The 24,276-nt window shown below is 67.0% G+C and carries 24 protein-coding genes; 18 read left to right on the top strand and 6 right to left on the bottom strand.

All coding sequences use genetic code 11. From position 1 onward, the window contains the following. Window positions 1–2 precede the first annotated feature (2 nt). The gene (locus AC07OD_RS09160; protein ID WP_218340522.1) at window positions 3–941 is read right to left on the bottom strand and encodes a lipase family alpha/beta hydrolase; all 939 of its coding nucleotides are present in this window, start codon (window positions 939–941) and stop codon (window positions 3–5) included. Window positions 942–1,106: 165 nt separating this feature from the next. Between AC07OD_RS09160 and AC07OD_RS09155 the strand changes: the two genes are divergently transcribed. The 6 genes from AC07OD_RS09155 to fabB all read left to right on the top strand — a co-directional run bounded on the left by AC07OD_RS09155 (window position 1,107) and on the right by fabB (window position 7,103). After that, window positions 1,107–1,589, top strand: coding sequence for an Lrp/AsnC family transcriptional regulator (locus AC07OD_RS09155; protein ID WP_218293161.1), 483 nt, complete (start codon window positions 1,107–1,109; stop codon window positions 1,587–1,589). Window positions 1,590–1,862: 273 nt separating this feature from the next. Beyond that, a complete protein-coding gene (locus tag AC07OD_RS09150; RefSeq protein ID WP_218293162.1) occupies window positions 1,863–2,600 on the top strand; it encodes a GNAT family N-acetyltransferase in 738 nt (245 codons plus the stop codon). 97 nt (window positions 2,601–2,697) lie between these two features. Next, complete coding sequence (locus AC07OD_RS09145; RefSeq protein ID WP_218293163.1) at window positions 2,698–3,582, top strand: CorC family transporter; 885 nt, start codon at window positions 2,698–2,700, stop codon at window positions 3,580–3,582. Next, window positions 3,582–5,201, top strand: coding sequence for an apolipoprotein N-acyltransferase (lnt, locus tag AC07OD_RS09140; RefSeq protein WP_218293164.1), 1,620 nt, complete (start codon window positions 3,582–3,584; stop codon window positions 5,199–5,201). Before AC07OD_RS09145 ends, lnt begins: the two co-directional genes overlap by 1 nt. A gap of 160 nt (window positions 5,202–5,361) precedes the next feature. Next, complete coding sequence (fabA, locus tag AC07OD_RS09135) at window positions 5,362–5,892, top strand: 3-hydroxyacyl-[acyl-carrier-protein] dehydratase FabA (protein WP_218293165.1); 531 nt, start codon at window positions 5,362–5,364, stop codon at window positions 5,890–5,892. Then, window positions 5,889–7,103 (top strand): beta-ketoacyl-ACP synthase I, encoded by a 1,215-nt coding sequence (fabB, locus tag AC07OD_RS09130; protein WP_218293166.1) that lies wholly within the window; start codon window positions 5,889–5,891, stop codon window positions 7,101–7,103. Before fabA ends, fabB begins: the two co-directional genes overlap by 4 nt. Window positions 7,104–7,156: 53 nt before the next feature. Here fabB and AC07OD_RS09125 read toward each other — a convergent pair whose 3' ends face one another. Beyond that, window positions 7,157–8,062 carry a LysR family transcriptional regulator gene (locus AC07OD_RS09125; protein ID WP_218293167.1) on the bottom strand — a complete coding sequence of 302 codons (906 nt, stop codon included), beginning with the start codon at window positions 8,060–8,062 and terminating at the stop codon, window positions 7,157–7,159. Window positions 8,063–8,231: 169 nt separating this feature from the next. Between AC07OD_RS09125 and AC07OD_RS09120 the strand changes: the two genes are divergently transcribed. The 8 genes from AC07OD_RS09120 (at window position 8,232) to AC07OD_RS09085 (ending at window position 15,976) form a co-directional block, all read left to right on the top strand. Further along, window positions 8,232–9,302, top strand: coding sequence for a type II asparaginase (locus AC07OD_RS09120; RefSeq protein ID WP_218293168.1), 1,071 nt, complete (start codon window positions 8,232–8,234; stop codon window positions 9,300–9,302). Between the two features lie 486 nt (window positions 9,303–9,788). After that, a complete protein-coding gene (glyQ, locus tag AC07OD_RS09115; RefSeq protein WP_010462637.1) occupies window positions 9,789–10,694 on the top strand; it encodes a glycine--tRNA ligase subunit alpha in 906 nt (301 codons plus the stop codon). A gap of 11 nt (window positions 10,695–10,705) precedes the next feature. Then, window positions 10,706–12,859, top strand: coding sequence for a glycine--tRNA ligase subunit beta (gene glyS / locus AC07OD_RS09110; RefSeq protein ID WP_494596238.1), 2,154 nt, complete (start codon window positions 10,706–10,708; stop codon window positions 12,857–12,859). A 52-nt stretch (window positions 12,860–12,911) separates the two neighbouring features. After that, window positions 12,912–13,526 carry a D-glycero-beta-D-manno-heptose 1,7-bisphosphate 7-phosphatase gene (gene gmhB, locus AC07OD_RS09105; protein WP_218293170.1) on the top strand — a complete coding sequence of 205 codons (615 nt, stop codon included), beginning with the start codon at window positions 12,912–12,914 and terminating at the stop codon, window positions 13,524–13,526. 64 nt (window positions 13,527–13,590) lie between these two features. Continuing rightward, window positions 13,591–14,337, top strand: coding sequence for a lysophospholipid acyltransferase family protein (locus tag AC07OD_RS09100; RefSeq protein WP_218293171.1), 747 nt, complete (start codon window positions 13,591–13,593; stop codon window positions 14,335–14,337). Next, window positions 14,321–14,503, top strand: a complete 183-nt coding sequence (locus AC07OD_RS09095) for a hypothetical protein (RefSeq protein ID WP_494596236.1) — start codon at window positions 14,321–14,323, stop codon at window positions 14,501–14,503. The genes AC07OD_RS09100 and AC07OD_RS09095 overlap by 17 nt, the downstream gene beginning before the upstream one ends. A 4-nt stretch (window positions 14,504–14,507) precedes the next feature. Next, the gene (locus AC07OD_RS09090) at window positions 14,508–15,485 is read left to right on the top strand and encodes a M48 family metallopeptidase (RefSeq protein WP_494596234.1); all 978 of its coding nucleotides are present in this window, start codon (window positions 14,508–14,510) and stop codon (window positions 15,483–15,485) included. A gap of 71 nt (window positions 15,486–15,556) precedes the next feature. After that, window positions 15,557–15,976: a rhodanese-like domain-containing protein gene (locus AC07OD_RS09085; RefSeq protein ID WP_218293173.1), complete on the top strand. Its 420-nt coding sequence runs from the start codon at window positions 15,557–15,559 to the stop codon at window positions 15,974–15,976. Window positions 15,977–16,063: 87 nt separating this feature from the next. On the opposite strand, the gene lysM is transcribed toward AC07OD_RS09085, so the two are convergent. Continuing rightward, the gene (gene lysM, locus AC07OD_RS09080) at window positions 16,064–16,546 is read right to left on the bottom strand and encodes a peptidoglycan-binding protein LysM (RefSeq protein ID WP_218293174.1); all 483 of its coding nucleotides are present in this window, start codon (window positions 16,544–16,546) and stop codon (window positions 16,064–16,066) included. Window positions 16,547–16,723: 177 nt separating this feature from the next. On the opposite strand from lysM, the gene AC07OD_RS09075 reads away from it, so the two are divergent. Further along, entirely contained in the window at window positions 16,724–17,491 is a 768-nt protein-coding gene (locus AC07OD_RS09075) for a type III pantothenate kinase (RefSeq protein WP_218293175.1), read from the top strand. Window positions 17,492–17,592: 101 nt separating this feature from the next. Here AC07OD_RS09075 and AC07OD_RS09070 read toward each other — a convergent pair whose 3' ends face one another. The 3 genes from AC07OD_RS09070 to AC07OD_RS09060 form a co-directional block, all read right to left on the bottom strand. Then, window positions 17,593–18,366, bottom strand: a complete 774-nt coding sequence (locus tag AC07OD_RS09070) for a tetratricopeptide repeat protein (RefSeq protein WP_218293176.1) — start codon at window positions 18,364–18,366, stop codon at window positions 17,593–17,595. 76 nt (window positions 18,367–18,442) lie between these two features. Further along, window positions 18,443–19,105, bottom strand: a complete 663-nt coding sequence (locus AC07OD_RS09065) for a TetR/AcrR family transcriptional regulator (protein ID WP_218293177.1) — start codon at window positions 19,103–19,105, stop codon at window positions 18,443–18,445. Between the two features lie 249 nt (window positions 19,106–19,354). Then, a complete protein-coding gene (locus tag AC07OD_RS09060; RefSeq protein ID WP_218293178.1) occupies window positions 19,355–19,957 on the bottom strand; it encodes a phasin family protein in 603 nt (200 codons plus the stop codon). A 227-nt stretch (window positions 19,958–20,184) separates the two neighbouring features. Here AC07OD_RS09060 and AC07OD_RS09055 point away from each other — a divergent pair, with 227 nt between their 5' ends. The 3 genes from AC07OD_RS09055 to rfbD all read left to right on the top strand — a co-directional run bounded on the left by AC07OD_RS09055 (window position 20,185) and on the right by rfbD (window position 24,266). Beyond that, entirely contained in the window at window positions 20,185–22,173 is a 1,989-nt protein-coding gene (locus AC07OD_RS09055) for an SDR family oxidoreductase (RefSeq protein ID WP_494596229.1), read from the top strand. A 111-nt stretch (window positions 22,174–22,284) separates the two neighbouring features. Next, window positions 22,285–23,379, top strand: coding sequence for a dTDP-glucose 4,6-dehydratase (gene rfbB, locus AC07OD_RS09050; protein WP_369641345.1), 1,095 nt, complete (start codon window positions 22,285–22,287; stop codon window positions 23,377–23,379). Further along, window positions 23,376–24,266 (top strand): dTDP-4-dehydrorhamnose reductase, encoded by an 891-nt coding sequence (gene rfbD / locus AC07OD_RS09045; RefSeq protein ID WP_369641346.1) that lies wholly within the window; start codon window positions 23,376–23,378, stop codon window positions 24,264–24,266. Before rfbB ends, rfbD begins: the two co-directional genes overlap by 4 nt. The last annotated feature ends 10 nt before the right edge of the window (window positions 24,267–24,276 follow it).

The following is a 24,276-nucleotide window of genomic DNA, read 5'->3' as shown; positions in this document are numbered from 1 at the left end:
GCTTACAGGCCCTGCGTCTTGAGGCGGTTGGCGTGCTGGCGGTACAGCGTCACCGGGTCGGTGGAGAACCAGTCGCGCAGGCCCAGCAGCTGGTTCACTTCGTCCAGGTGGTTCTGCCGGTGGTCGCCCAGGTGTTTGCCCAGGCGCGACGAGCAGGCGGAGACCAGGCCGTCGTTGGCCTCGCCAAAGACCAGGCTGAGCACGCTCAGCAGGCCATCGCTGGCATCGAGCACGTTGGTCAGGGGCTGCGTGCCCGTCCAGGAGTAGTAGCGCACGCCGTTGGCCAGCTCCGCACCGCTGCCGCAGCCGCTGGGCAGGGCCTGCGGAAAGCGGCGGTTGAAGTCCGCGAGCCCGGCGGTGGTCAGCGAATCGAGCGCGGCGGTCGGCATCTGGGGCAGGGCCGAACCCCCGGACGTGAGGTTGATCAGGCTGACCAGCGCCCTGGCCGCGCCGCTGGCCACGGCCTCCGACACCGAACCGGCGGGGGCCACGCCCCGCAGGATGTCCGCCACGCGCGATCCCTTGTTGACCCCGCCCACCGAGGTGACCGACGCCACCAGCTGCGGCGCGACGCCCGCCACATAACGCGTGGTGGGTCCGCCATGGGAGTGACCCACGAGGTTGACCTTGGCCGCTCCGGTGATCGCCAGGATGGTCTTGACCTGCGCCAGCAGCTGCTCGCCCCGGACCTCGGTGCTGTTCGCGGCGGACACCTGCGCCACGTAGACCTTCGCGCCGCCCTGGCGCAAGGCGTCGGGAATGCCATAGAAGTAGTCGATGCCCAGGGCCGAGTCGAAGCCGAAAAGGCCGTGCACCAGCACGATGGGGTAGCGCGTCTGCGTGTAGCCGCTCTGGGCCTGGGCGCTGGCCCCCAGGAGCAAGAGCCCGGCGCTGGCCGCCAGCGCGAGGCGCCGCAGAAAGCGGCTGAGGAATCCGGTCATGTGGTTGTCTCCGTTGGATATGGTTTTTGTGCCTGCAAAAAACGAACGACCGTGCGTTTTTGCGGGATTCATTCTTCTGGTCCCGGCGTGGTGTCACTATCGGGACATACCCCAGCATGCAATCTGGCAAGCGAAAAATGCGCGGATTCCATAAAATCCTGCGCTATGCAAGCCTCAAGCGCACTCGACAAGCTGGACAGGGCCATATTGCGCCGTCTGCAAGAAAATGGCCGGGAGACGTATGACGTCATCGGTGAGCAGGTGGGCCTGTCGCCCAGCGCGGTGCTGCGCCGCGTCAAGCGCCTGGAGGAAAGCGGGGTGATCGACCGCTACGTGGCGCTGGTGCCCCCCGAGGCCGTGGGCCTGGGGCTGACCGCCTACCTCAATGTGCGACTGGAAAAGCACACCGAAAGCCACAAGCGCAACCCCATGGACCTGTTCCGCGCCAGCGTGCAGACGTGGCCCGAAGTGGTGGAATGCGCATCGCTCACGGGCGAGATGGACTACCTGCTGCGCGTGGTGGTGGCGGACATGGCGCACTACAGCCGCTTCATCATGGACACCCTGCTCAAGCACCCCAGCGTGCAGGACTGCAAGACCAGTTTCGTGCTCGACCGGGTCAAGGCCACCACCGCCGTGCCGGTGTGATGCCCTCGCGCCCCGGGACGCTTGCCGCGCGATGGCCGCCGCTATACCCTTGCGGGCGGCCGGCACCCGGCGCTGCGGGGGCCGGGATGGGTCGCGCAGAAGACATCCGTGGGCCCTGGCGCAAGGCAATTGCTATGGATTTGGTAGCTTCTCGCGCCCATGGACAAAGCGCCGAGAGCTATTTTCTGCCTTGATTTGAGGCATCTCACTACTTTGCTGCAATGCAGCAATTTGTACTGGAAATAATGAGGGAAAACCCTTATATTTACAGCCATGTTCGCAACGAAAGACTGGCTCAAGGCATCCTGGCACGCAGGCAGGGACATGCTGCGCCCGGTGACGGGCGGCCCGTCTCCCCATGACACCCACGCAAAGCAGGAGGTGCCCATGATGGTTCCCATCCGCGCCCTGGGCCCGTCCTACCGCGAGCGGATCACCCAGCATCTGCTGAAGCTCGAACCGGCGGACCGCTATCTGCGCTTCGGCTACGCGGCCAATGACGAGCAGATCCGCCGGTATGCCGAGCACCTCGATTTCAACCGCGACGAGATCTTCGGCATCTACAACCGCCGCCTGGAACTCATCGCGATGGCCCACCTGGCGTTCTCGGAGCATCCCGAGCACAAGCACTGCGCCGAGTTTGGCGTTTCCGTGCTCAAGCAGGCGCGGGGCCGTGGTTTTGGCGCACGCCTGTTCGAGCGCGCGGTGATGCATGCGCGCAATGAAGGCGTGAACATGGTCTTCATCCATGCGCTGTCCGAGAACACCGCGATGCTCAAGATTGCCCGCAAGGCGGGCGCCACCGTGCGCCGCGACGGCTCGGAGTCCGAGGCCTACCTCCAGATCCAGCCCGCCAGCCTGGACACGCGCATGGCCGAGATCGTGGAGCAGCAGTTTGCCGAGGTGGACTACCAGATCAAGAAGCAGGCCAAGCAGTTCTGGGATTTCCTGGCGGGCGTGCAGGAAGTGCGCAGCGGCGTGCAGCACGCGCGCCACCAGTCCGCCGAGTGACCAGCGGCGGGCCCGGGCCGCAAGGCGCGGGCGCCATGGCGCGCTGTCACAACAATCCGCTATCCTAGGGGCCTGATTCACTACCCGCACGTCCTCAGTGTCTGACCCGCACCCTGCGCACCCCGGGCGCTTGCCCGAGAGGGAAGACAAGCGCACCTTCCTGCAGAAAGTGGCCGAGTTCATCCATCCGGGGCCGGACTCCACGGAAGAGCTCATCGAAACCCTGGCCGAGGCCGAGGACAACGAGGTCATCGGGGCCGAATCGCGCGTGATGCTCGAGCGCGTCATCCGCATGGCCGACATGACGGCGGGCGACGTGATGGTGGCCGCGCCGCGCATGGACCTCGTCAACATCGACGCGCCGTTCGACGAGCTGCTGCACCTTGTCATCAACACCGCGCATTCGCGGTTTCCGGTGTACCAGGGCGAGCGCGAGAACATCATCGGCATCCTCATGGCCAAGGACCTGCTCAAGCTGCAGCGGGCGCCCGAGCTGAACATCCGCGCGCTGCTGCGCCCCGCCGTCTTCGTGCCCGAAAGCAAGGGCCTGAACGACCTGCTGCGCGAATTCCGCGGCAACCGCAACCACCTGGCGATCGTGATCGACGAGTTCGGCCGCGTGGCCGGGCTCATCACCATCGAGGACGTGCTCGAGCAGATCGTGGGCGAGATCGAGGACGAGTTCGACATTCCCGAGGACGACGGCGACATCTTCGGGCTGGCCGACCGCACCTACCGCGTGAGCGGCGACACCTCGGTCGAACGGGTTTCCGAGGCGTTCGACGTGCTGGTCCAGGGCAGCGACCCCGACGAAACCTTCGACACCATCGGTGGCCTGATCGCCCACGAAATGGGCCATGTGCCCAAGCGCGGCGAGCACCTGCAGCTGGGCGGGCTGCACTTCGTCGTGCTGCACACCAAGGGCGGCGCCGTGCGCTGGTTCAAGGTGTCGCGGGTCGAAGATGCCAGCGCCGGCGGCTGATGGCCCGCGCGCGCACGACGCCGGGGCTGCCGCTGGCCCTGCAGGCGCTGCTGGCCGTGGCTGCCGGCGTTGCGCAGGCGGCCTCGCTGGCCTGGCCGTGGAGCGGCGAGCCCCTGTGGTGGCTGCAGATCGCCTCCATGGCGGTGCTGGCCTGGCTGGTGCGCCCGCAGGCCACCGCGTCCGTGGCCTGGCGGCGCGGTGCCGCCATCGGCGGCCTGTTCGCCACGGCCTGGCTCGCGGGCACGTTCTGGTGGCTTTTCATCTCCATGCACACCTACGGCGGGCTGGCCGCGCCGCTGGCGGTGGCGGCGGTGCTGGGCCTCGCGGCGTTCCTGGGCAGCTACTACGCGGTGATGCTGGGGCTTTTTTGCCGCCTGGCGCTTGCCAACAGGGCGCTGACAGCTATTGTTTTCGGAGCGTTCTGGCTGCTGGCCGAACTGGCGCGCGGCACGCTGTGGACGGGTTTCCCGTGGGGCGCGGGCGGCTATGCCCACGTTGACGGGCCGCTGGCGGTGCTGGCGCGCATCCTGGGCGTGTACGGCATCGGGGCGGTGGCTGCGATGCTGGCGATGCTGGCCGTGCAATGGCGCCCGGGGGATCTGCGCCACTGGCGCCTGTGGGGGCTGGCCGGCGTTCTCGCGGCGGGCCTGGCGGGCGCCACGCTGGAGCGCCATTGCGCGGTGAACCTGTGCCACACGCCGTCGGCCCGCACGGCGCCGCCGATGACCCTGGAACTGTTGCAGGGGAACATCCCGCAGGACGAGAAGTTCCAGCAGGGCAGCGGCGTGCCGATGGCGCTCAAGTGGTATGCCGACGCGCTGCGCGACGCCAGGGCCGACCTGGTGGTGGCGCCCGAAACCGCCATCCCGCTGCTGCCCCAGCAGCTCATGCCGGGCTACCTGGAAGGCATCCAGCAGCGCTACGCGCAGGGCTCCCAGGCGGCGCTGCTGGGCATTCCGCTGGGCAGCGAAACGCTGGGCTACACCAATTCGGTGCTGGGCATGGGCCCCGGCCACCAGAAGACGCCGTACCGCTACGACAAGCACCACCTGGTGCCGTTCGGCGAATTCATCCCGCCGTTCTTCAGATGGTTCACGGCCATGATGGACATCCCGCTGGGCGATTTCAACCGCGGAACCGTGGGCCAGGCACCGTTTGCCTGGGCAGGCCAGCGCATCGCCCCCAACATCTGCTACGAAGACCTTTTTGGCGAGGAACTGGGCGCGCGGTTCGCCAACCCGGCGCAGGCGCCGACGGTGTTCGTCAATTTCAGCAACATCGGCTGGTTCGGCGACACCGTGGCCATCGACCAGCACCTGCACATCAGCCGCATGCGTTCGCTGGAATTCGAGCGCCCCATGGTGCGCGCGACCAACACGGGCGCCACCGCCATCATCGACCACCGGGGCGTGGTCACCCACCAGCTGGCGCGGCACACGCGGGGCGTGCTCAAGGGCGAGGTGTGGGGCCGGGGGATGGATGCCGCCAGTGGCTGGCACATCACGCCGTACGCGTGGTGGGTGTCGCGCTGGGGGCTGGTGCCCCTGTGGATCTTCGGGGGGCTGGCCCTGGTTTTTGCCCTGGTGGCGAGGCGGTGGCAGACGGTGCGCGGGAATTGATCCAGGTCATGTGCTGCCGGGGTGTCCCGGTGCCTTGCCGGGCCAAAACCGGGATGTGTCTTTCTCTGCCTTGATAATGGAGCCCCACAAGCGGGGGCTTGTGTTTGCATACAACGATGATTTGAAGCGGGCCCACCGCTGTTCTGGAGCACGACTGAAGATGGCTGATTCCTTTTCCTACGAACAACTGATCGCCTCGGGCGAGGGCCGGCTGTTCGGCGCTGACAGCGGGCGCCTGCCGCTGCCGCCCATGCTGATGTTTGACCGCATCACGCACATCGACAGCGATGGTGGCGCGCACGGGCTGGGAAAGATCCGCGCCGAACTTGACGTGCGCCCGGACCTCTGGTTCTTTGCCTGCCACTTCCAGGGCGACCCGGTCATGCCCGGCTGCCTGGGGCTGGACGCCATGTGGCAGCTCATCGGCTTTTACCTGACCTGGCTGCAATTGCCTGGCCGCGGCCGGGCGCTGGGCGCGGGCGAGGTCAAGTTCACCGGCGAAGTGGGCCCGGACGTGAAGCTCGTCACCTACGAAATCGACATCAAGCGCGTCATCAAGCGCAAGCTGGTCATGGCCATTGGCGATGCCCGGCTGCTGGCCGATGGCAAGGAAATCTACGTGGCCAACGACCTGCGTGTGGGCTTGTTCAAACGCGAGGAAGATGGCGCCGCACAAGGAGCCGCAGCATGAAACGCGTGGTGATCACGGGCGCGGGAATTGTCTCGTGCATCGGCAACGACATGGGCACCGTCACGCAGTCGCTGCGGGAGAGCCGCTCGGGCATCCGTGCCATGCCGCAGTTCACCGAGCTGGGCATGCGCAGCCAGGTGGCGGGCGTGCCGCAGATCAACCTCGAAGAGCTGATCGACCGCAAGCAGCTGCGCTTCATGGGCGATGCGGCAGCCTATGCGCACATCTCGCTGGCCAACGCGATCGCCGAATCGGGCCTCACGCCCGAACAGGTGTCGCACCCGCGCACCGGCCTCATCATGGGCTCGGGCGGCGGCTCGCCCGCCAACCAGATCGAGGCGGCGGACATCCTGCGCAGCAAGGGCATCCGCCGCGTGGGGCCCTACCAGGTCACGCGCTGCATGAGCTCCACCGTGTCCGCCTGCCTGTCGACCAACTTCGGCATCAAGGGCATCAACTACTCCATCACCTCGGCCTGCAGCACCTCGGCCCACTGCATCGGCGCGGCCGCCCAGCAGATCGCCTGGGGCATGCAGGACGTGATGTTCGCCGGCGGCGGCGAGGAGGTCACCTGGGGCATGGGCCTGCTGTTCGACGCCATGGGCGCCATGTCCAGCGCCTACAACGCCACGCCCGAGAAGGCCTCGCGCGCCTATGACGCCAACCGCGACGGCTTCGTGCTGTCGGGCGGCGGCGGCGCCGTGGTGCTGGAGAGCCTGGAGCATGCGCAGGCGCGCGGCGCCACCATCCTGGGCGAGGTCATCGGGTTCGGCGCCACGTCCGACGGCGCCGACATGGTGGCCCCTTCGGGCGACGGCGCGATCGCCTGCATGCGCCAGGCCATCTCCACCGTGAGCGAACCCATCGACTACATCAACACCCACGGCACCTCCACGCCCGTGGGCGACGTGCCGGAGCTGCGCGCCATCCGCGAGGTGTTCGGCGACGCGATTCCGCCGTTCTCGTCCACCAAGTCGCTCACCGGCCACTCGCTGGGTGCCACGGGCGTGCAGGAGGCGATCTACTGCCTGTTGATGCTGCGCCAGGGCTTCATCGCGGGCTCGGCCCACATCGAGACGCTGGAGCCCGCCGCCGAGGGCATGCCCCTGGTGCGCGAGACGCGCGATGCGCCCATCCGCACGGCACTGTCCAACAGCTTCGGCTTCGGCGGAACCAACGCCAGCCTGGTGCTGCGCCGCTGGGATAACTGAGCCGCGAGGTTTTCAGCGCAACCCGCCATCCTGCGAGGGATGGGCGGGTTTTTTCATACCGCCTTTGCCGAAAGGGCTCGGTGCAGCAGCCCCGGCAGCATGGCCAGCATGCGCGTGGCGGGCAGGCCCTGGGGCAGGGCGCGGGCGTGGTAGCTGTACAGCGACATGGGCGGCAGCTCGTGCAGCTCCAGCGCCACCATGGTCCCGGGGTCGAGCTGGGTGGCGGTGAGAAAGTCGATCACCGTCCAGCCCATGCCCCGGCGCACCAGGTCCAGCGCCAGGCGCGAGGTCTGCACCTGCAGGCCCGGCCCCGCGGGCGTGCCCAGGCGCTGTGCGAGGTCGTCGATGGACTGGCGCATGGGGTCGTCCCCCACCAGGCGGATCACCGGCACCTGCGCCAGCCGGGCGCTGGGCGCCACGGCGCGCGGCGCGCGCGTCCACACGGACTGCGCCACCGCCAGGTACATGCGCCCGCTGACCAGCAGATCGCTGCGGATCTGCGGGTGCGGGTGCTTGTAGAAGCCCAGGCAGAAATCCACGCTGCGAGTGAGCAGGGCCTGCGTCATCTGGTCCTGGTGGATGGTGCGCACTTCCACGCCCACCTGCGGGTAGCGCAGCGCATGCTCCTGCAGCACCAGGGGCAGGAACTCGTGCGTGATCGAGGGGATGGCCGCCAGGCGCACGTCGCCCGTGTCGCTGGTGCCCAGGTTGCGCGCCGTGCGGCGCAGGGCGTCGAGCTGGCGGTGGATGCCCGTGGACTCGGTGGCCAGCACCTGCGCCTCGGGCGTGGGCGTGAGGCCGGCCGGCGTGCGCACGAACAGCCGGTAGCCCAGCTGCAGCTCGGTGTGCGCCACGGCCTTGCTCACGGCCGAGGGCGTGATGCACAGCAGCCGTGCCGCGGCGCTCATGTTGCCGGTTTGCAGAACGGCCTGGAACACCTCGAGTTGCCGCAGGTTCATGGCCAGGGTCCGGTAGCAGGGGTATGAGTGAAATTCACAAGAAGAGGCTGATTATTCCCTAACGATGTGTGTGACTCTCTCATACGATCCGGCACCGCCAACGAGCGGCCGGGTTGTCAGCGCATTCCGCTGGCGGCCTCTTCATAACAACTGTCTGGAGATTTCTGTCATGCGCATTTCCCCCCCCGTGCACCGCTGGCTGGCCGGCCTGCTGCTGTCCGCCGCCTCGGCCGTGGCCATGGCCCAGGCCGCCAAGCCCCATGTCGTGGTGCTTGCCACGGGCGGCACCATCGCCGGTGCAGGCGCCTCGGCCGCCAACAGCGCCACCTACGCCGCGGCCAAGGTGCCGGTCGACAAGCTGCTGGCGGGCCTGCCGGAGCTGGCCAGCGTCGCCAAGGTCTCGGGCGAGCAGGTGTTCCAGATCGCCTCCGAGAGCTTCACCAACGAGCACCTGCTCAAGCTCGGCCAGCGTGTCTCGGCCCTGTCCAAGCAGGCCGACGTGGACGGCATCGTCATCACCCACGGCACCGACACCCTGGAAGAAACCGCGTACTTCCTGAACCTGGTCGTGCGCACGAACAAGCCCATCGTCGTAGTCGGCTCCATGCGCCCCGGCACGGCCCTGTCGGCCGATGGCGCGCTGAACCTGTACGACGCCGTGAGCGTGGCGGCCAGCAAGGACGCCGCCGGCAAGGGCGTGCTCGTCACCATGAACGACGAGATCCAGAGCGGCCGCGACGTGAGCAAGACCATCAACATCAAGACCGAGGCCTTCAAGAGCCAGTGGGGCCCGCTGGGCATGGTGGTGGAGGGCAAGAACTACTGGTTCCGCGCGCCCGTCAAGCGCCACACCGCCAATTCCGAGTTCAACATCGACGAGATCCAGGCCCTGCCCGCCGTGGACATCGTGTACGGCTACGGCAACATGAACACCACGGGCATCGAGGCCTACGGCAAGGCCGGCGTGAAGGCGCTGATCCACGCCGGCACGGGCAACGGCTCGGTGGCCGCGCAGGCGGTGGATTCGCTCAAGGCGCTGCGTGCGGCGGGCGTGCAGATCGTGCGCTCGGCCCGCGTGCCCGACGGTTTCGTGCTGCGCAACGCCGAGCAGCCCGACGACAAGTACGACTGGGTGGTGGCGCATGACCTGCGTCCACAAAAGGCCCGCATTCTTGCCATGGTGGCGCTCACCAAGACCAACGACAGCAAAGAGCTGCAACGCATCTTCTGGGAGTACTAGTCTCCCCCTGAGGCGCTGCGCGCCTTCCCCCTAAGGGGGGCGCACCTGGTGGACTGGCGGAGCCAGATCCACGGGTGCTCTCGCGATGGCCGCGCGTCCAGTTGGACGTTGGGTTGTGCGAGTCGAGCGACGGATTTTTATTGATTTGGCGTGCTGCTGTGCGCCGATGGTTGCCTGCAAGGGCGGCACCTGCACGCGGTGGCTTATGGGCGGCGCGGATGGGTTGGAAAGGCTGGGGCTCCACGAGGGCTCTGGCCTTTTTTCATGGGGCGGGCGGTTTCGACCTCTGGCTGCTGGCAGCGACTGGCGGTGGCGTCGCGTTGTTTGCAGGGCGGCCTTGCTGCGGCGCCGTAAAATGATCGGTTCGCGTGTGCGATGCCCGTCCGTGCTGCCTGGGGTGGTCGGCAGGCCTTGCGTCCACGCCTTGCATCGTTTTCTTTTCTCCTCCTACTTGCCCGGCCCTGGCTTGCCAGTGCCACAGACGCCATGTTGACATTCCAGCAAATCATCTTGAAGCTGCAGTCCTACTGGGACGCGCAGGGTTGCGCTCTTTTGCAGCCCTACGACATGGAAGTGGGTGCCGGCACCTCGCACACCGCCACCTTCCTGCGCGCCATCGGGCCCGAGCCCTGGAAGGCCGCCTATGTGCAGCCCAGCCGCCGGCCCAAGGATGGCCGCTATGGAGAGAACCCCAACCGGCTGCAGCACTACTACCAGTACCAGGTGGTGCTCAAGCCCGCGCCGGCCAACATTCTGGAACTGTACCTGGGCTCGCTTGAAGCCCTCGGTTTCGACCTCAAGAAGAACGACATCCGCTTTGTCGAAGACGACTGGGAGAACCCCACGCTGGGCGCCTGGGGCCTGGGCTGGGAGGTGTGGCTCAACGGCATGGAAGTCACGCAGTTCACCTACTTCCAGCAGGTGGGTGGCATCGACTGCAAGCCCGCCACGGGCGAGATCACCTACGGCCTGGAGCGCCTGGCCATGTACCTGCAGGGCGTCGACAACGTCTACAACCTGAAGTGGACCGACACGCTGAGCTACGGCGACGTGTACAAGCAAAACGAGGTGGAGCAGTCCACCTACAACTTCGAGCACAGCGACGCAGACTTCCTGTTCACCGCCTTCAATGCGCACGAGAAGCAGGCCAAGTACCTGATGGAGCAGCAGCTGGCGCTGCCCGCCTACGAGCAGGTGCTCAAGGCCGCGCACAGCTTCAACCTGCTGGATGCGCGCGGCGCCATCAGCGTGACCGAGCGCGCCGCGTACATCGGCCGCATCCGCAACCTGGCCCGTGCCGTGGCGCAGAGCTACTACGAGAGCCGCGAGCGCCTGGGCTTCCCCATGGCGCCGCGCGAGTGGGTGGAACAGATGACGAAGAAGGCTGCGTGAGAGAAATGACGATGACAACCCAAAACCTTCTCGTTGAACTGTTTGTCGAAGAGCTGCCGCCCAAGGCGCTGCAAAAGCTGGGCAATGCTTTCGCCAACGTACTTTTTGATCAGTTGAAAGTTCGTGGACTGACTGCAACCGATTCGGTCGTTACTTTTTTTGCTTCGCCTCGTAGATTGGCTGCGCATGTGACCAATGTGTTGGAGCGTGCAGCGGACAAAGACGTTTTGGTGAAGCTGATGCCAGTCTCTGTTGCCATTAAGGAGGGTAAGCCGACTGATGCCCTGAGGAAGAAGCTTGCGAATGAGGGGCGAGCACACTTGGCTGATCTGTGGCCGAACGCTGTGGATGGCCCCGACAGTCTGGTTGTGCAAAGCGACGGCAAAGCGGATGCGGTTTATCTGCGTGGCGTCGCAATTGGCGGGACACTGCAGGTTGGGCTTGAGTTCGCCTTGAATGAAGCGATCGCCAAGCTTCCAATTCCCAAGGTCATGAGCTACCAGCTCGAGACCGACTGCGAACTGCCCGGCTGGACCAGCGTGAACTTCGTGCGCCCCGCGCACGGCCTGGTCGCGCTGCACGGCAGCACCGTGGTGCCGGTGAAGGCGCTGGGCCTCACGGCGGGCAACAGCACGCAGGGCCACCGGTTTGAAGCCGCCGTGTCGCCGGTGGTGCTGCAGGACGCCGACAGCTACGCCGCCACGCTCAAGAAGGACGGCGCCGTGATCGCCTCCTTTGCCGAGCGCAAGGCCGAGATCGTCCGCCAACTGGCCGCAGCCGCCGCCCAGGTGGGCAACGGCGCGCGCCCCATCGAAGATGAGGCCCTGCTCGACGAAGTGACCGCGCTGGTCGAGCGGCCCAACGTGGTCACCTGCTCGTTCGAGACCGAGTTCCTCGATGTGCCGCAGGAATGCCTGATCCTCACGATGAAGGCCAACCAGAAGTACTTTCCGCTGCTGGACGCCGCGGGCAAGCTCACCCACAAGTTCCTGGTGGTGAGCAACATCAGCCCCGAAGACACGAGCTTCGTGACCGGCGGCAACGAGCGCGTGGTGCGCCCGCGCCTGGCCGACGCGAAGTTCTTCTTCGACCAGGACCGCAAGAAGACCCTGGCCTCGCGCGTCGAGGGCCTCTCCAAGGTGGTCTATCACAACAAGCTGGGCACACAGGGCGAGCGCGTGGAGCGCGTTAGGTCAATAGCCAAAGCCATTGCCACGCAATTGGGCGATGCTGCGCTGGTCGCTGATGCCGACAAAGCCGCGCAATTGGCCAAGACCGACCTCGTGACCGACATGGTGGGCGAGTTCCCCGAGCTGCAGGGCATCATGGGCGGCTACTACGCCCTGAACGACGGCCTGGGCGAGACGGTGGCCCACGCCATCGAAGACCACTACAAGCCCCGTTTTGCCGGTGATACGCTGCCGCGCAACACCGCCGGCGTGGTGGTGGCGCTGGCCGACAAGCTCGAAACCCTGGTGGGCATGTTCGGCATCGGCAACCTGCCCACCGGCGACCGCGATCCGTTCGCGCTGCGCCGCCATGCGCTGGGCGTGATCCGCATGCTGGTCGAAAAAGACCTGCCGCTGCAGCTCAACGACCTGCTCGCCGGTGCGGTGCCCGCCTTTGGCGACAAGATCACCGACGCATCCGCGCAACTTGCCGACTTCATCTACGACCGCCTCGCCGGCAGCCTGCGCGAGCAGGGCTACCGCGCGCAGGAGGTCGACGCCGTCATGGCCCTACGCCCGCAGCGCCTGGCCCTGGTCGAAAAGCAACTCGCAGCCGTGCGCGCCTTTGCCGCACTGCCCGAAAGCCCGGCCCTGGCCGCGGCCAACAAGCGCGTGGGCAACATCCTGAAAAAGGCCGAGGTCGAGGGCCCGGTGGATGCCCACGTGAACCCCGACCTGCTGCAGGAAAAGGCCGAGCAGGACCTGTACGCCGCGCTGCAGCGCTTCGTGCCCGAGGCCAACGCCCAGTTCGACGCGGGCGACTACACCGCCAGCCTGCAGACCCTGGCCGTGCTGCGCGCGCCGGTGGATGCGTTCTTCGACGACGTGATGGTCAACGCCGAGCAGCTGGATGTGCGGATGAACCGCCTGGGTCTGCTCAAGATGCTGCACAACGCGATGAACCGCGTGGCCGACCTCTCGCGCCTGGCCGTTTGACCGGATGGCCCAAGCTGATAGGCTGGCGATTCTCACAAGGTAACCAAGCCCCATGAAACTCGCCATCCTCGACCGCGACGGCACCCTCAACCCGCTGGGGGAGGACTACATCACCTCCGCCGACGAGTGGACCGCCGTGCCGGGCGCGCTCGAAGCCATCGCGCGCCTGAACCATGCCGGCTGGCATGTGGTGGTGGCGACCAACCAGCCGGGGCTGGGCCGGGGGCTGTTCGACGTGGTGGCCCTCAATGCCATCCATACCAAGATGCACCGGCAGGTGGCCGCCGTGGGGGGGCGCATCGACGCGGTGTTCTACTGCCCGCACGCGGCCGACGAGGAGTGCGCCTGCCGCAAGCCCGCCCCGGGCCTGCTGGAGCAGATCAGCGACCGCTATGGCGTGGAGCGGCAGGACGTGCGGGTGGTGGGCAGCTGTGCCGCCCATCTGCAGGCCGGCGCCGCGCTGGGCGCGCAGCTGCACCTGGTGTGCACGGGGCAGTCGGCCCAGGTGCACCCCGGCGGGCCGCTGCCGGCGGGCATTCCGGCGGGCACGCTGGTGCACGCCAGCCTGGGGGATTTCGTGGACCAGCTGCTGCCCGCGGTGCAGGTGCCGGCGGCAGCGCTGGCGGCCATTCCCCTGCCCCTGCACGGCAGTGCCCCATCGTCTTGATGCTATTAATTTAATAGCTGCCAGCGCTTGATGATCAAGCGCTGGCAGCCGAAAACTCCTAAAAATGGCTTTTATCCGTTCCGTCATTCACCTTCTCTGGATGGGCATCACCGTCGTGCCCTATGCGCTGGCCATCATGCTGGGCACCCTGCTGGGCGTGCGCGGAGGGCCGCTGTACCGCATCGCACGGGCATGGCTGTCGCTGTGCATCAGCGGTGCCCGGGTGATCCTGGGCGTCCGCGCCCATGTGACCGGCATGGAAAACCTCCCGCAGGGCGAGAACGCCGGGGCCGTGCTGCTGGTCAAGCACCAGTCCACGTACGAAACCTTCCTCATGCCCACGATCATGCCGCGCCCGCTGGCCTACGTGTTCAAGAAGGAGCTGCTCTACGTTCCCTTCTTTGGCTGGGCGATTGGTCGCCTGGACATGATCCACATCGACCGCAACCAGCGCACGCAGGCGTTCAACAAGGTGGTGCAGCAGGGCAAGGACCTGCTGGCCAAGGGCATCTGGATCATCATGTTCCCCGAGGGCACGCGCATCGAGCGCGGGCGCAAGGGCAACTACAAGACCGGGGGCACGCGCCTGGCCATCGACACCGGCGCGCCCGTGGTGCCCATCGCCGTGACCTCGGCCAAGGTCTGGCCGCGCAAGGCCTTCATCAAGCGGCCCGGCGTGGTGGACGTGTCCATCGGCAAACCCATTTCCAGCGTGGGCCGCCAGCCCGACGAGCTGATGCGCGAGGTCGAGGCCTGGATCGAGGCCGAGATGCGCCGCCTGGACCCCGAGGCCTATGAGAACACCCCCTGAGCTGCTCCTCCTGATGTGCCGCGCCGCGCGGGAGGGGGGGCGCCACCAGCGCATGCCGGCAAGGCGCCGCCAGCGTGGCGGGGCGGCCCTGGCGCGGCGGCTGCTGGCCTGGGCAGCGCCGGTGGCGGATGCCCTGGATGGCTGCTCGCCGCTGGGGAGCTATTGATTCCATGCACCGGCTTGTGCAATTGGCGCTCGACCTTTTCGACCCGCCGGCCGCACCGGTTGCGGCATCGGCGGCGCAGGCTTCAGGTTTCAAGCCTGGAGCGCCGCTGGCGCAGAATGATCAAGCGCCGGTAGCTCCTAGAACGATAGCAAGCAGGCCTGCGGCACCGGCGGTGCCCTTGCCGTCCCTGCTGTCCCCGGCCGAGTTCCGCCACCCGCAGGCCAGCCGCGAAGTGCTGCTGGGCGACGCCGTGGTCGCCTATGCGCTGCAGCGCGCACGGCGACGCACCATCGGCTTCACCGTGGGCGCGGATGGCCTGTCCGTGCGCGCGCCCAGCTGGGTAACCCTTTCGGCGGTGGACGCCGCGCTGCGCGACAAGTCGGACTGGGTCCTGCGCAAGCTGTCGGAGGCCCGCGAGCGCCAACAGCGCATGGAGGGCGGCCGCATCCTCTGGGCCCATGGCGCGGTGTTGCCGTACCTGGGCGAGCCGCTCACGGTGGTGCTGGACCCAAGCCATGGCTTTGCCGGCAGGGGCGGGGCGCTGGTGCCGTCCGCGCCGCCCTCGGCCGGGGAAGAGGGCATTGCCGTCACCCGCAGCCTGCACATCGGCCTGCCCCACAGTGCCAGCGCCGCCCAGATCCGCGACGCCGTGCAGGCCTGGCTCATGCGCGATGCACGCCGCCACTTCACCGCGCGGCTGGACCACTTCGCCCCGCTGCTGGGGGTGCGCTGGGCCAGCCTGCGCCTGTCTAGCGCGCAGACCCGCTGGGGCAGCGCCAAGGCCGACGGCTCCATCCGCCTGAACTGGCGCCTGCTGCACTACCGCCCGGCCATCATCGACTATGTGGTGGCCCACGAGCTGGCCCACCTGCGCGTGATGGACCACAGCCCGCGCTTCTGGGACACCGTGGCCACCGTGGTGCCCGACTACGCGGTGCTGCGCAGCCGCCTGCGCGATGAACCCGCTCCCCTGTGGGAGTGACGCATTCGCCCCTGTGGCGGGCCGTGGGCCCGTCCCGTGGACCGGTTAACCGAGATGAAAGGAGCTAGCTGATGACCATCCCGCAAACGATCACTCCCGCCGAAGGCTACGCGGGCGATGTCACGCCGCAGCAGGCCTGGCAGTGGATGCAGGCCGGCCAGGCCGTGCTGGTGGACGTGCGCAGCGACGCCGAACGCGAATGGGTGGGACAGGTGCCCGGGGGCGCCGCCGTGGCCTGGAAGCAGTGGCCAGGCATGGCCCTGAACGCCGGATTCGACACCCAGCTGCGCGCGGCCGCACCCGCCGGCGCCACGCTGGTGATGCTGTGCCGCAGCGGCGTGCGCTCCATCGCCGCGGCGCGACGCGCCACCGAACTGGGCTTCACGGCCTACAACATCCTGGAAGGTTTCGAGGGAGATGCCGACGCCCAGGGCCAGCGCGGCAGGAAGGGCGGCTGGCGCTTTCACGGGCTGCCCTGGCGGCAAAACTGAGAGACGACCCGCCGGTGCGCGCGATGGGCGCGCCCAAAAAAAAGCGGGCCTGGTGGCCCGCTTGCCCGTCAGGACGTCTTGCCCTGCTCAAAGCGGCGGAATGCGCAGCTTCTGGCCGGGGTAGATCTTGTCGGGATGGGTCAGCATGGGCTTGTTGGCCTCGAAGATCGCGGGGTACTTGTTGGCGTCGCCATAGAACTTCTTGGCGATGGCGCTGAGCGTGTCGCCGCGCACCACGTCGTGGTACTGGGCCTCGGGCTCGGGATTGGTCACCTCCATCAGGTTCTCGACGCTGGTCACGCTGGCCACGTTGCCGCAGCACAGGGTGACTTTTTCCTTGGCGCCTTGCGTGGGGGCGGTGCCCTTCACGGTGACCTTGCCCTGCGTGCCGTCGAACGCCACCTGCACGTTGCTGGCGCCCAGGTTCTGGGCCGCGATGTAGGTCTCGATGGCCTTGGCCGCCTTGGCATTGAGTTCATCCTGCGTGGGCGCAGCGGCCGTGGCTGCCTGGGCCTCCTTGCCGCCGAACAGCTTTTCGCCGGCTTCCTTGATGAAACTGAAAAGACCCATGTCGTACCTCCTAAAGTTGCAGAAACAGGAACGACCACTGTAGCGTGCAAAGCGTGGCGCTGGTGTGTCGCACAGGCGCGCGAAACGATTTTTGACATTCTTTCCGCGCCATCCCGCCGCCGGCGCCTGTCGCCGCGGGTACGCGGGGGCGCCGCAAAACTCGGGATAATCCCCCGCATGACATTTCTGGCCATCGACGTCGGCAACACCCGTCTCAAATGGGCGTTGTACGACGCTCCCCGCCCCGGGGCTGCGCTGCTGGCGCATGGCGCCGAGTTTCTGGACCACATCGACCGCCTGGCCGAGGGCAGCTGGGCGCCCTTGCCGCACCCCCAGCGCATGCTGGGGTGCGTGGTGGCGGGCGACGCCGTCAAGCGCCGGGTCGAGGAGCAGATGGAGATCTGGAACGTCGAGCCCTCGTGGGTGGTGTCGTCGGCGCAGGAGGCAGGCCTTGCCAACGGCTACGACCATCCCTCGCGCCTGGGCTCCGACCGGTGGGTCGCCATGGTCGGTGCGCGCCACCATGTGCTGCGCCAGGGCCCGGCGCGGCCGCTGGTGGTCGTCATGGTGGGCACGGCGGTCACGGTGGAGTGCATCGATACCGAGGGCCGGTTCATGGGCGGGCTCATCCTGCCGGGCCACGGCATCATGCTGCGCGCGCTGGAGTCCGGGACCGCCGGGCTGCACGTGCCCACGGGCGAGGTGCGCATGTTTCCCACCAACACCAGCGATGCCCTCACCAGCGGCGGCACCTATGCGATCGCGGGAGCCGTGGAGCGCATGGTGCAGCACGTCATCCAGCACTGCGGCGAGGAGCCGGCGTGCCTGATGACCGGCGGCGCGGGCTGGAAGATGGCGCCCAGCATGACGCGCCCTTTCGAACTGGTGGACAACCTGATCTTCGACGGCCTGCTGGAGATTGCCTTGCGCCGCTTTGCCGGCTGACCTGGAGCGCGCGGGCTTCGCGGCCCGGCCGCATTCCGCGGCGCCACGGGCGGTCCTGGATTTTCAGGACGGGCGCGGCCAGGCCAGGGGGTGTTCCGAATTCAATCTTCCAGTTCGGCGCGCGCCATCTCCACGTCCAGGCGCTCCATCGCATCGGCGGGTTCGCTGGCGGCGGCCTTTTCGTAGAACCCGGTGGCTTCCTTCATCTTCTTGTCGCCTTCGAGCATGACCAGGGCGTTGGCGTATTCGATCATGCAGATGGCCGAGCCGGGGTTGAGCTTGAGGGCCTCCTGGAACAGCTTGAGTCCGGTGTCCTTCTTCGCGCCGTAGGTCATGCCGCCAATCAGCGAGCCCACCTTGTCGATCACCTCGGCATGGAATGCGCCCAGCGCGATGCGTGCATCGGCGTGCTTGGGCGACAGCGCGATGGCCTTTTCCAGCGATTCCTTCACCTTGCCGCCCAGGCCCTGCGCCAGCGCCTTGGCCACGCTGATGCCCTGGCTGTAGCGGCCCAGGGCGTAGGCGTGCCAGTACCAGGCATTGGCGTTGCCGGGCTCCGCCGCGGCCTGCGCCTCGGCGCGCTCCGCCACCTGGGTGAAGAGGTCGAGCCGGGTCTTTTCCCTTTGCTCCAGGTAGTTGGCGTAGATGGAGGCAGCCTTGTTGGCCACCGTGATGCCAGGGCCGCCAGCCGCCAGGCCGGCCGCCGCTGCCTTCTCGAAGTCGCCGTTGTGGAACATCGCCCAGGCTTCGAGCACCGCGGTGTCCTTGGGGCAGGGCTCGGCATCGCCGCTGTGCAGCCGGGCCCAGTGCTTCTTGACGCTCGCGGCGTCGAACGCATAGTCGCCTGCGTGGGGGAAGGGGGTCCATTTGGCCATGGTGTGTGTCTCCTGAAGTTCTTGTGGGAGGGGGGGCCTGTCGTGCTGCCGTGAGGCGGGTGCTTGCTGCCTGCGCCTATCCCGGCGCAGCGGCGTAAGCGCCCACCAGCTCCAGCAGATGGGCCCGCTGGCTGCTTTCGAGGTAGGGCATGAGCAGGTTCAGCACATGGTGGGCGCCGCGCAGGAGCGCGGCCTGGGCGCTTTCGGGCTCCAGCGCGCGGCGCGGGTCGCGCACGTACTCGAAGCTCAGCCAATAGGTCAGCACCACCACCATGCTGGTGGCGGTGGCTTCCAGCTCGCGCGAGTCGATGTGCAGGCTGTCCGCGCGGCCCATGCCATCGAGCATGGCGCGCACGGCCCGGGTCTTGTTCTTGAGGATGGCCTGGAAGTGGGTTTCCAGGCGCCGGTTCTTGGACAGCAGGTCGTTCAGGTCGCGGTACAGGAAGCGGTACTGCCAGATCAGCTCGAACAGCGTGTGCATGAAGAACCAGGCATCCTCCACATTGCGCACGCCGTCACTGGCCGTGAGGAGTTCGGTGAGCGAGCGTTCGTAGCGGTCGAACAGCGCGTTGATCAGCTCATCCTTGGCGGGATAGTGGTAGTAGAGGTTGCCCGGGCTGATGCGCAGCTCGGCGGAAATCAGGGTGGTGGAGACGTTGGGTTCGCCGAACCGGTTGAACAGGTCCAGCGTCACTTCCAGAATGCGTTCTGCGGTGCGGCGTGGCGCTTTCTTCACCATGTGTGCGGGCCCCTTCGCGTCGTTTTGCGTCGTTGTTTCGATGTCTCTGGTGGTTACTCTAACCGACACAGAAATGCTGCACTGCGGCATCGCGTCTGCATATCAGCGCCGCTGTAGCCCTGCCGTGGGCGGCCTGGCGCGAAGGCGCGGGCTCCGGCCAAAAAAAGGCGGCCAACACGCTCTCGCGCATTGGCCGCCTTTTTTCAGGGGCGGCACGGTGGTGTTGCCTGCCGCCTGCCTGATGTGCAATCAGCTGCCCGACGGGGTGTTGGCGCCGGTGTCGGCTGCCGCGCGTGCGGCAGGCTTCTTGGCGGCGGCCTTCTTGGCCGGAGCGGCCTTGGCGGCGGGCTTTGCAGCCGCCTTGGCAGGGGCCGCCTTTTTCGCGGGGGCCTTCTTGGCCGGGGCCTTGGCGGCGGGTTTTGCGGCAGCTGCGGCCTTGGCGGGGGCTGCCTTGCCGCCCTTGGCCAGTGCATCCACGCGGGCGCTCAGTGCCTGCAGGTCGCGGGCCGATGGCACGCCCAGCTTGGACAGGGCCTTGGCGACGCGGTCTTCAAAGATGTTCTCGAGCTTGTCCCACTGGCCCTGGGCCTTGGAGCCGATGTCGCTGGCCATGGTGGTCACGCGGCTGGTGGCCTCGGTGATCTTTTCTTCGGCCACGGCCTGGGTCTTGCGCTGGATGGTCAGGCCTTCCTTGACCAGGGCTTCGAACACCCGGCCGCCTTCTTCCTGCGCCTTGGAGAAGGCGCCCAGGCCCGCCAGCCAGATCTGCTGGGCGGAGTCCTTGACGGTGCTGGACAGTTGGGCGTTGCTCTTTTTCTTGTCGGCGCTGAGTTTCTGCAGTTTCTTGACCATGGGGCCTCCGTTGTGCGGTTGGGTGGGTTTGCCAGGGCGGATTGCCTCTGACGCATGGCCGCACTGTACGCCGCGCGGCGCGCAAGGTGTAGGCGCGCGCTCCTAAAAATGTAGAGCGTGCCGTCTAGCCCGCCCCGGGCTGCGGGCCCTAGGATCGGCGCGGGTTTCTGCTGAATCGGTGCGCGCAGGCCTTGGGCAAGAATGAAGCTATCTCACAGGAGTTTTCCATGCAGTATTTCGTGACGGGGGCAACGGGTTTCATTGGCAAGCGGCTGGTCAAGAAGCTGCTGGAGCGCAAGGGCGCGGTGGTGCATTTCCTGCTTCGCAAGGAAAGCGCGGACAAGGTGGCCGACCTGCGCAGCTTCTGGGGCGTGGGTGCCACGCGCGCCATTCCCGTGTTTGGCGACCTCACCGCGAAGAAGCTGGGTGTGGCTGCGGAAGACGTCAAGAAGCTCAAGGGGCAGATCGACCACTTCTACCACCTGGCCGCCGTGTATGACCTCTCCGCCGACGAGGAAACCCAGGTCGCCGTGAACATCGAGGGCACGCGCAACACGGTCGATCTGGCCAAGGCCATCGATGCCGGGCACTTCCACCACGTCTCGTCCATCGCTGCCGCGGGCCTGTATGAAGGCGTGTTCCGCGAGGACATGTTCGAGGAGGCCGAGGGCCTGGACCACCCGTACTTCCAGACCAAGCACGAGAGCGAGAAGATCGTGCGCCAGGACTGCAAGGTGCCCTGGACGGTGTACCGCCCCGCCATGGTGGTGGGCGACAGCACGACCGGCGAGATGGACAAGATCGACGGCCCGTATTACTTCTTCAAGCTCATCCAGCGCCTGCGCCAGCTGCTGCCGCCCTGGATGCCCACCGTGGGCCTGGAGGGCGGGCGCGTGAATATCGTGCCGGTGGACTTCGTGGTGAACGCGCTCAACGTCATCAGCCACCAGAAGGACATCGGCAAGAAGTGCTTCCATCTGGTGGACCCGGTCGGCTACCGCGTGGGCGATGTGCTCGACATCTTCAGCCGCGCCGCGCATGCGCCGCGCATGAACCTGTTCGTCAACGCCGCGCTGCTCGGCTTCATCCCCAAGAGCATCAAGAAAAGCCTGATGGCCCTGGCGCCCGTGCGCCGCGTGCGCAATGCCGTCATGAAGGACCTGGGCCTGCCCGAGGACATGCTCACCTTCGTGAACTACCCCACGCGCTTTGACTGCCGCGAAACGCTGGCGGCGCTCAAGGGCTCGGGCGTGACCTGCCCCAACCTCAAGGACTACGCCTGGCGCCTGTGGGACTACTGGGAGCGCAATCTTGATCCCGAGCTGTTCATCGACCGCACGCTCAAGGGCACGGTGGCGGGCAAGGTCGTGCTGATCACCGGGGGGTCTTCGGGCATCGGCCTGGCGGCGGCGCACAAGTTCGCCGAGGCGGGTGCGACCACCATCATTTGCGGGCGTGACCAGGACAAGCTCGACGAGGCGTGCGCGGAGGCCAAGGTCAAGGGCTACGCCTTCATCGCGTATTCGGCCGACATCGCCGACATGACCGATTGCGACCGCTTCGTGCAGCTGCTGATCGACAACCACGGCGGCGTGGACTTCCTGATCAACAACGCAGGCCGCTCCATCCGCCGTGCCATCGAGTCGAGCTACGACCGCTTCCACGACTACGAGCGCACCATGCAGCTCAACTACTTCGGCTGCCTGCGCGTGACCATGGGCTTTCTGCCCGGCATGGTGGCCAAGCGCAAGGGCCATGTGGTCAACATCAGCTCCATCGGCGTGCTGACCAACGCGCCGCGCTTTTCGGCCTATGTGGCCAGCAAGGCGGCGCTGGATGCCTGGACACGCTGCGCATCGAGCGAGTTCGCCGACCAGGGCATCACCTTCACTACCATCAACATGCCGCTGGTGCGCACGCCCATGATCGCGCCCACCAAGATCTACAACAACGTGCCCACGCTGAGCCCCGAGGAGGCGGCCGACATGATCGCCCAGGCCTGCATCTTCAAGCCGGTGCGCATCGCCACGCGCCTGGGCATCACCGGCCAGCTGCTGCATGCGCTGGTGCCCCGCGTGGCGCAGATCACGATGAACACCAGCTTTCGCATGTTCCCGGATTCCACCGCCGCCGCCAAGGGTGACAAGGGCGCCAAGCCGCAGCTGTCGGCCGAGGCGGTGGCGCTGCAGCAGATGATGCGCGGCATCCACTTCTGACGACCGTCCGGCCCGCGCAGATGCCCATGCGTTGAACTCTGTTACCTGGTGGCCGGGCAGGGTGGGATAATCGCGGGTTCTGCCGAGCTGGCATTTCACACAGCCCTCCCTATGATTCTGGTTACTGGCGGCGCGGGTTTCATTGGCGCCAACTTCGTTCTTGACTGGCTTGCTGCCTCCAGCGAGCCCGTGGTCAACCTCGACAAGCTCACCTACGCTGGCAATCTGCACAACCTGGACAGTGTTCAGGGTGATGCGCGCCACATCTTCGTGCAGGGCGATATCGGCGACACCGCCCTGGTGGCCCGCCTGCTGGCCGAGCACAAGCCCCGCGCCGTGGTCAACTTCGCGGCCGAGTCGCATGTGGACCGTTCCATCCACGGGCCGGAAGACTTCATCCAGACCAACATCGTGGGATCGTTCCGCCTGCTGGAGGCCGTGCGCGCCCACTGGAGCGCGCTGCCCGAGTGCGAGCGCGCGGCGTTCCGCTTCCTGCATGTGTCCACCGACGAGGTGTACGGATCGCTGGCCCCCACCGACCCGGCCTTCGCCGAGACACGCGGCTTCGAGCCCAACAGCCCCTACAGCGCCAGCAAGGCCGCCAGCGACCACCTGGTGCGCGCCTGGCACCACACCTACGGCCTGCCGGTGCTCACCACCAACTGCAGCAACAACTACGGTCCCTATCACTTCCCCGAGAAGCTGATCCCGCTGATGATCGTCAACGCCCTGGCCGGCAAGAACCTGCCCGTGTATGGCGACGGCATGCAGGTGCGCGACTGGCTGTACGTGAAGGACCACTGCAGCGCCATCCGCCGCGTGCTCGAAGCCGGTGCGCCCGGCGAGACCTACAACGTGGGCGGCTGGAACGAGAAACCCAACATCGAGATCGTGAACATGGTGTGTGCGCTGCTCGACGAGCTGCGCCCCCGTGCCGACGGCCAGAGCTACCGCACCCAGATCACCTATGTGAAGGACCGCCCCGGCCACGACCGCCGCTACGCGATCGACGCGCGCAAGATCGAGCGCGAGCTGGGCTGGAAGCCTGCCGAAACCTTCGACACCGGCATCCGCAAGACGGTGCAGTGGTACCTGGAGCATGCCGACTGGGTGGCCAGCGTGCAGACCGGTGCCTACCGCGACTGGGTGCAGACCCAGTACGCGCAGGAGGCACCAGCCGCAGCCGTTGCGGACGCCAGCGCATGAACATCCTGCTCTTTGGCAAGGGCGGCCAGGTCGGGTGGGAGCTGCAGCGCAGCCTGTCCTTGCTGGGCACGGTAACGGCCCTGGACCATGACAGCACCGACCACTGCGGCGACTTTGCCAACCCGGCAGGGGTGGTCGACACGGTGCGCGCCCTGCGCCCCGACGTCATCGTCAATGCCGCGGCCCATACCGCCGTGGACAGGGCCGAGAGCGAGGCCGACTTTGCGCGCACGCTCAATGCCACCACTCCCGGCGCCATCGCGCAGGAGGCTGCGCGGCTGGGCGCCTGGCTGGTGCACTACAGCACCGACTATGTGTTCGACGGCAGCGGCCGCCGCCCCTGGGTGGAGACCGATGCGCCTGCCCCGTTGAGCGTCTACGGCCGCACCAAGCTCGAAGGCGAGCAGCTGATCGCAGAGGCCGGTGCCAAGCACCTGATCCTGCGCACCAGCTGGGTCTACGCCGCGCGCGGCGGCAACTTCGCCAAGACCATGCTGCGCCTGGCCCAGGAGCGCAATCGCCTGACCGTCATCGATGACCAGTGGGGAGCCCCCACCGGCGCGGACCTGCTGGCGGATGTGACCGCCCATGCACTGCGCCACCTGCAGCAGCGCCCGCAGGACGCCGGGCTCTACCACTGCGTGGCGGCCGGCGAGACGAACTGGAACGAATACGCAAAATACGTTCTTGCGCAAGCACAGCTTGTACAACCTGCTATTGAAATCAAAGCAAAAGAAGTGGCGCCAGTTCCGACAAGCGCATTCCCCACCCCTGCGGTGCGCCCTCACAACTCGCGCTTGAACACAGGCAAGCTGCAGGCCGCCTTTGGCCTGCAGATGCCGCCTTGGCAGTCTGGCGTGGCGCGCATGCTGGCTGAAACTCTCTGAACGGCACCTG

The sequence above is a fragment of the Acidovorax sp. GW821-FHT10E03 genome (assembly GCF_059415205.1).
Note: the sequence above shows the minus strand (reverse complement) of the source record. Positions and strands in the feature narration are given on the sequence as shown.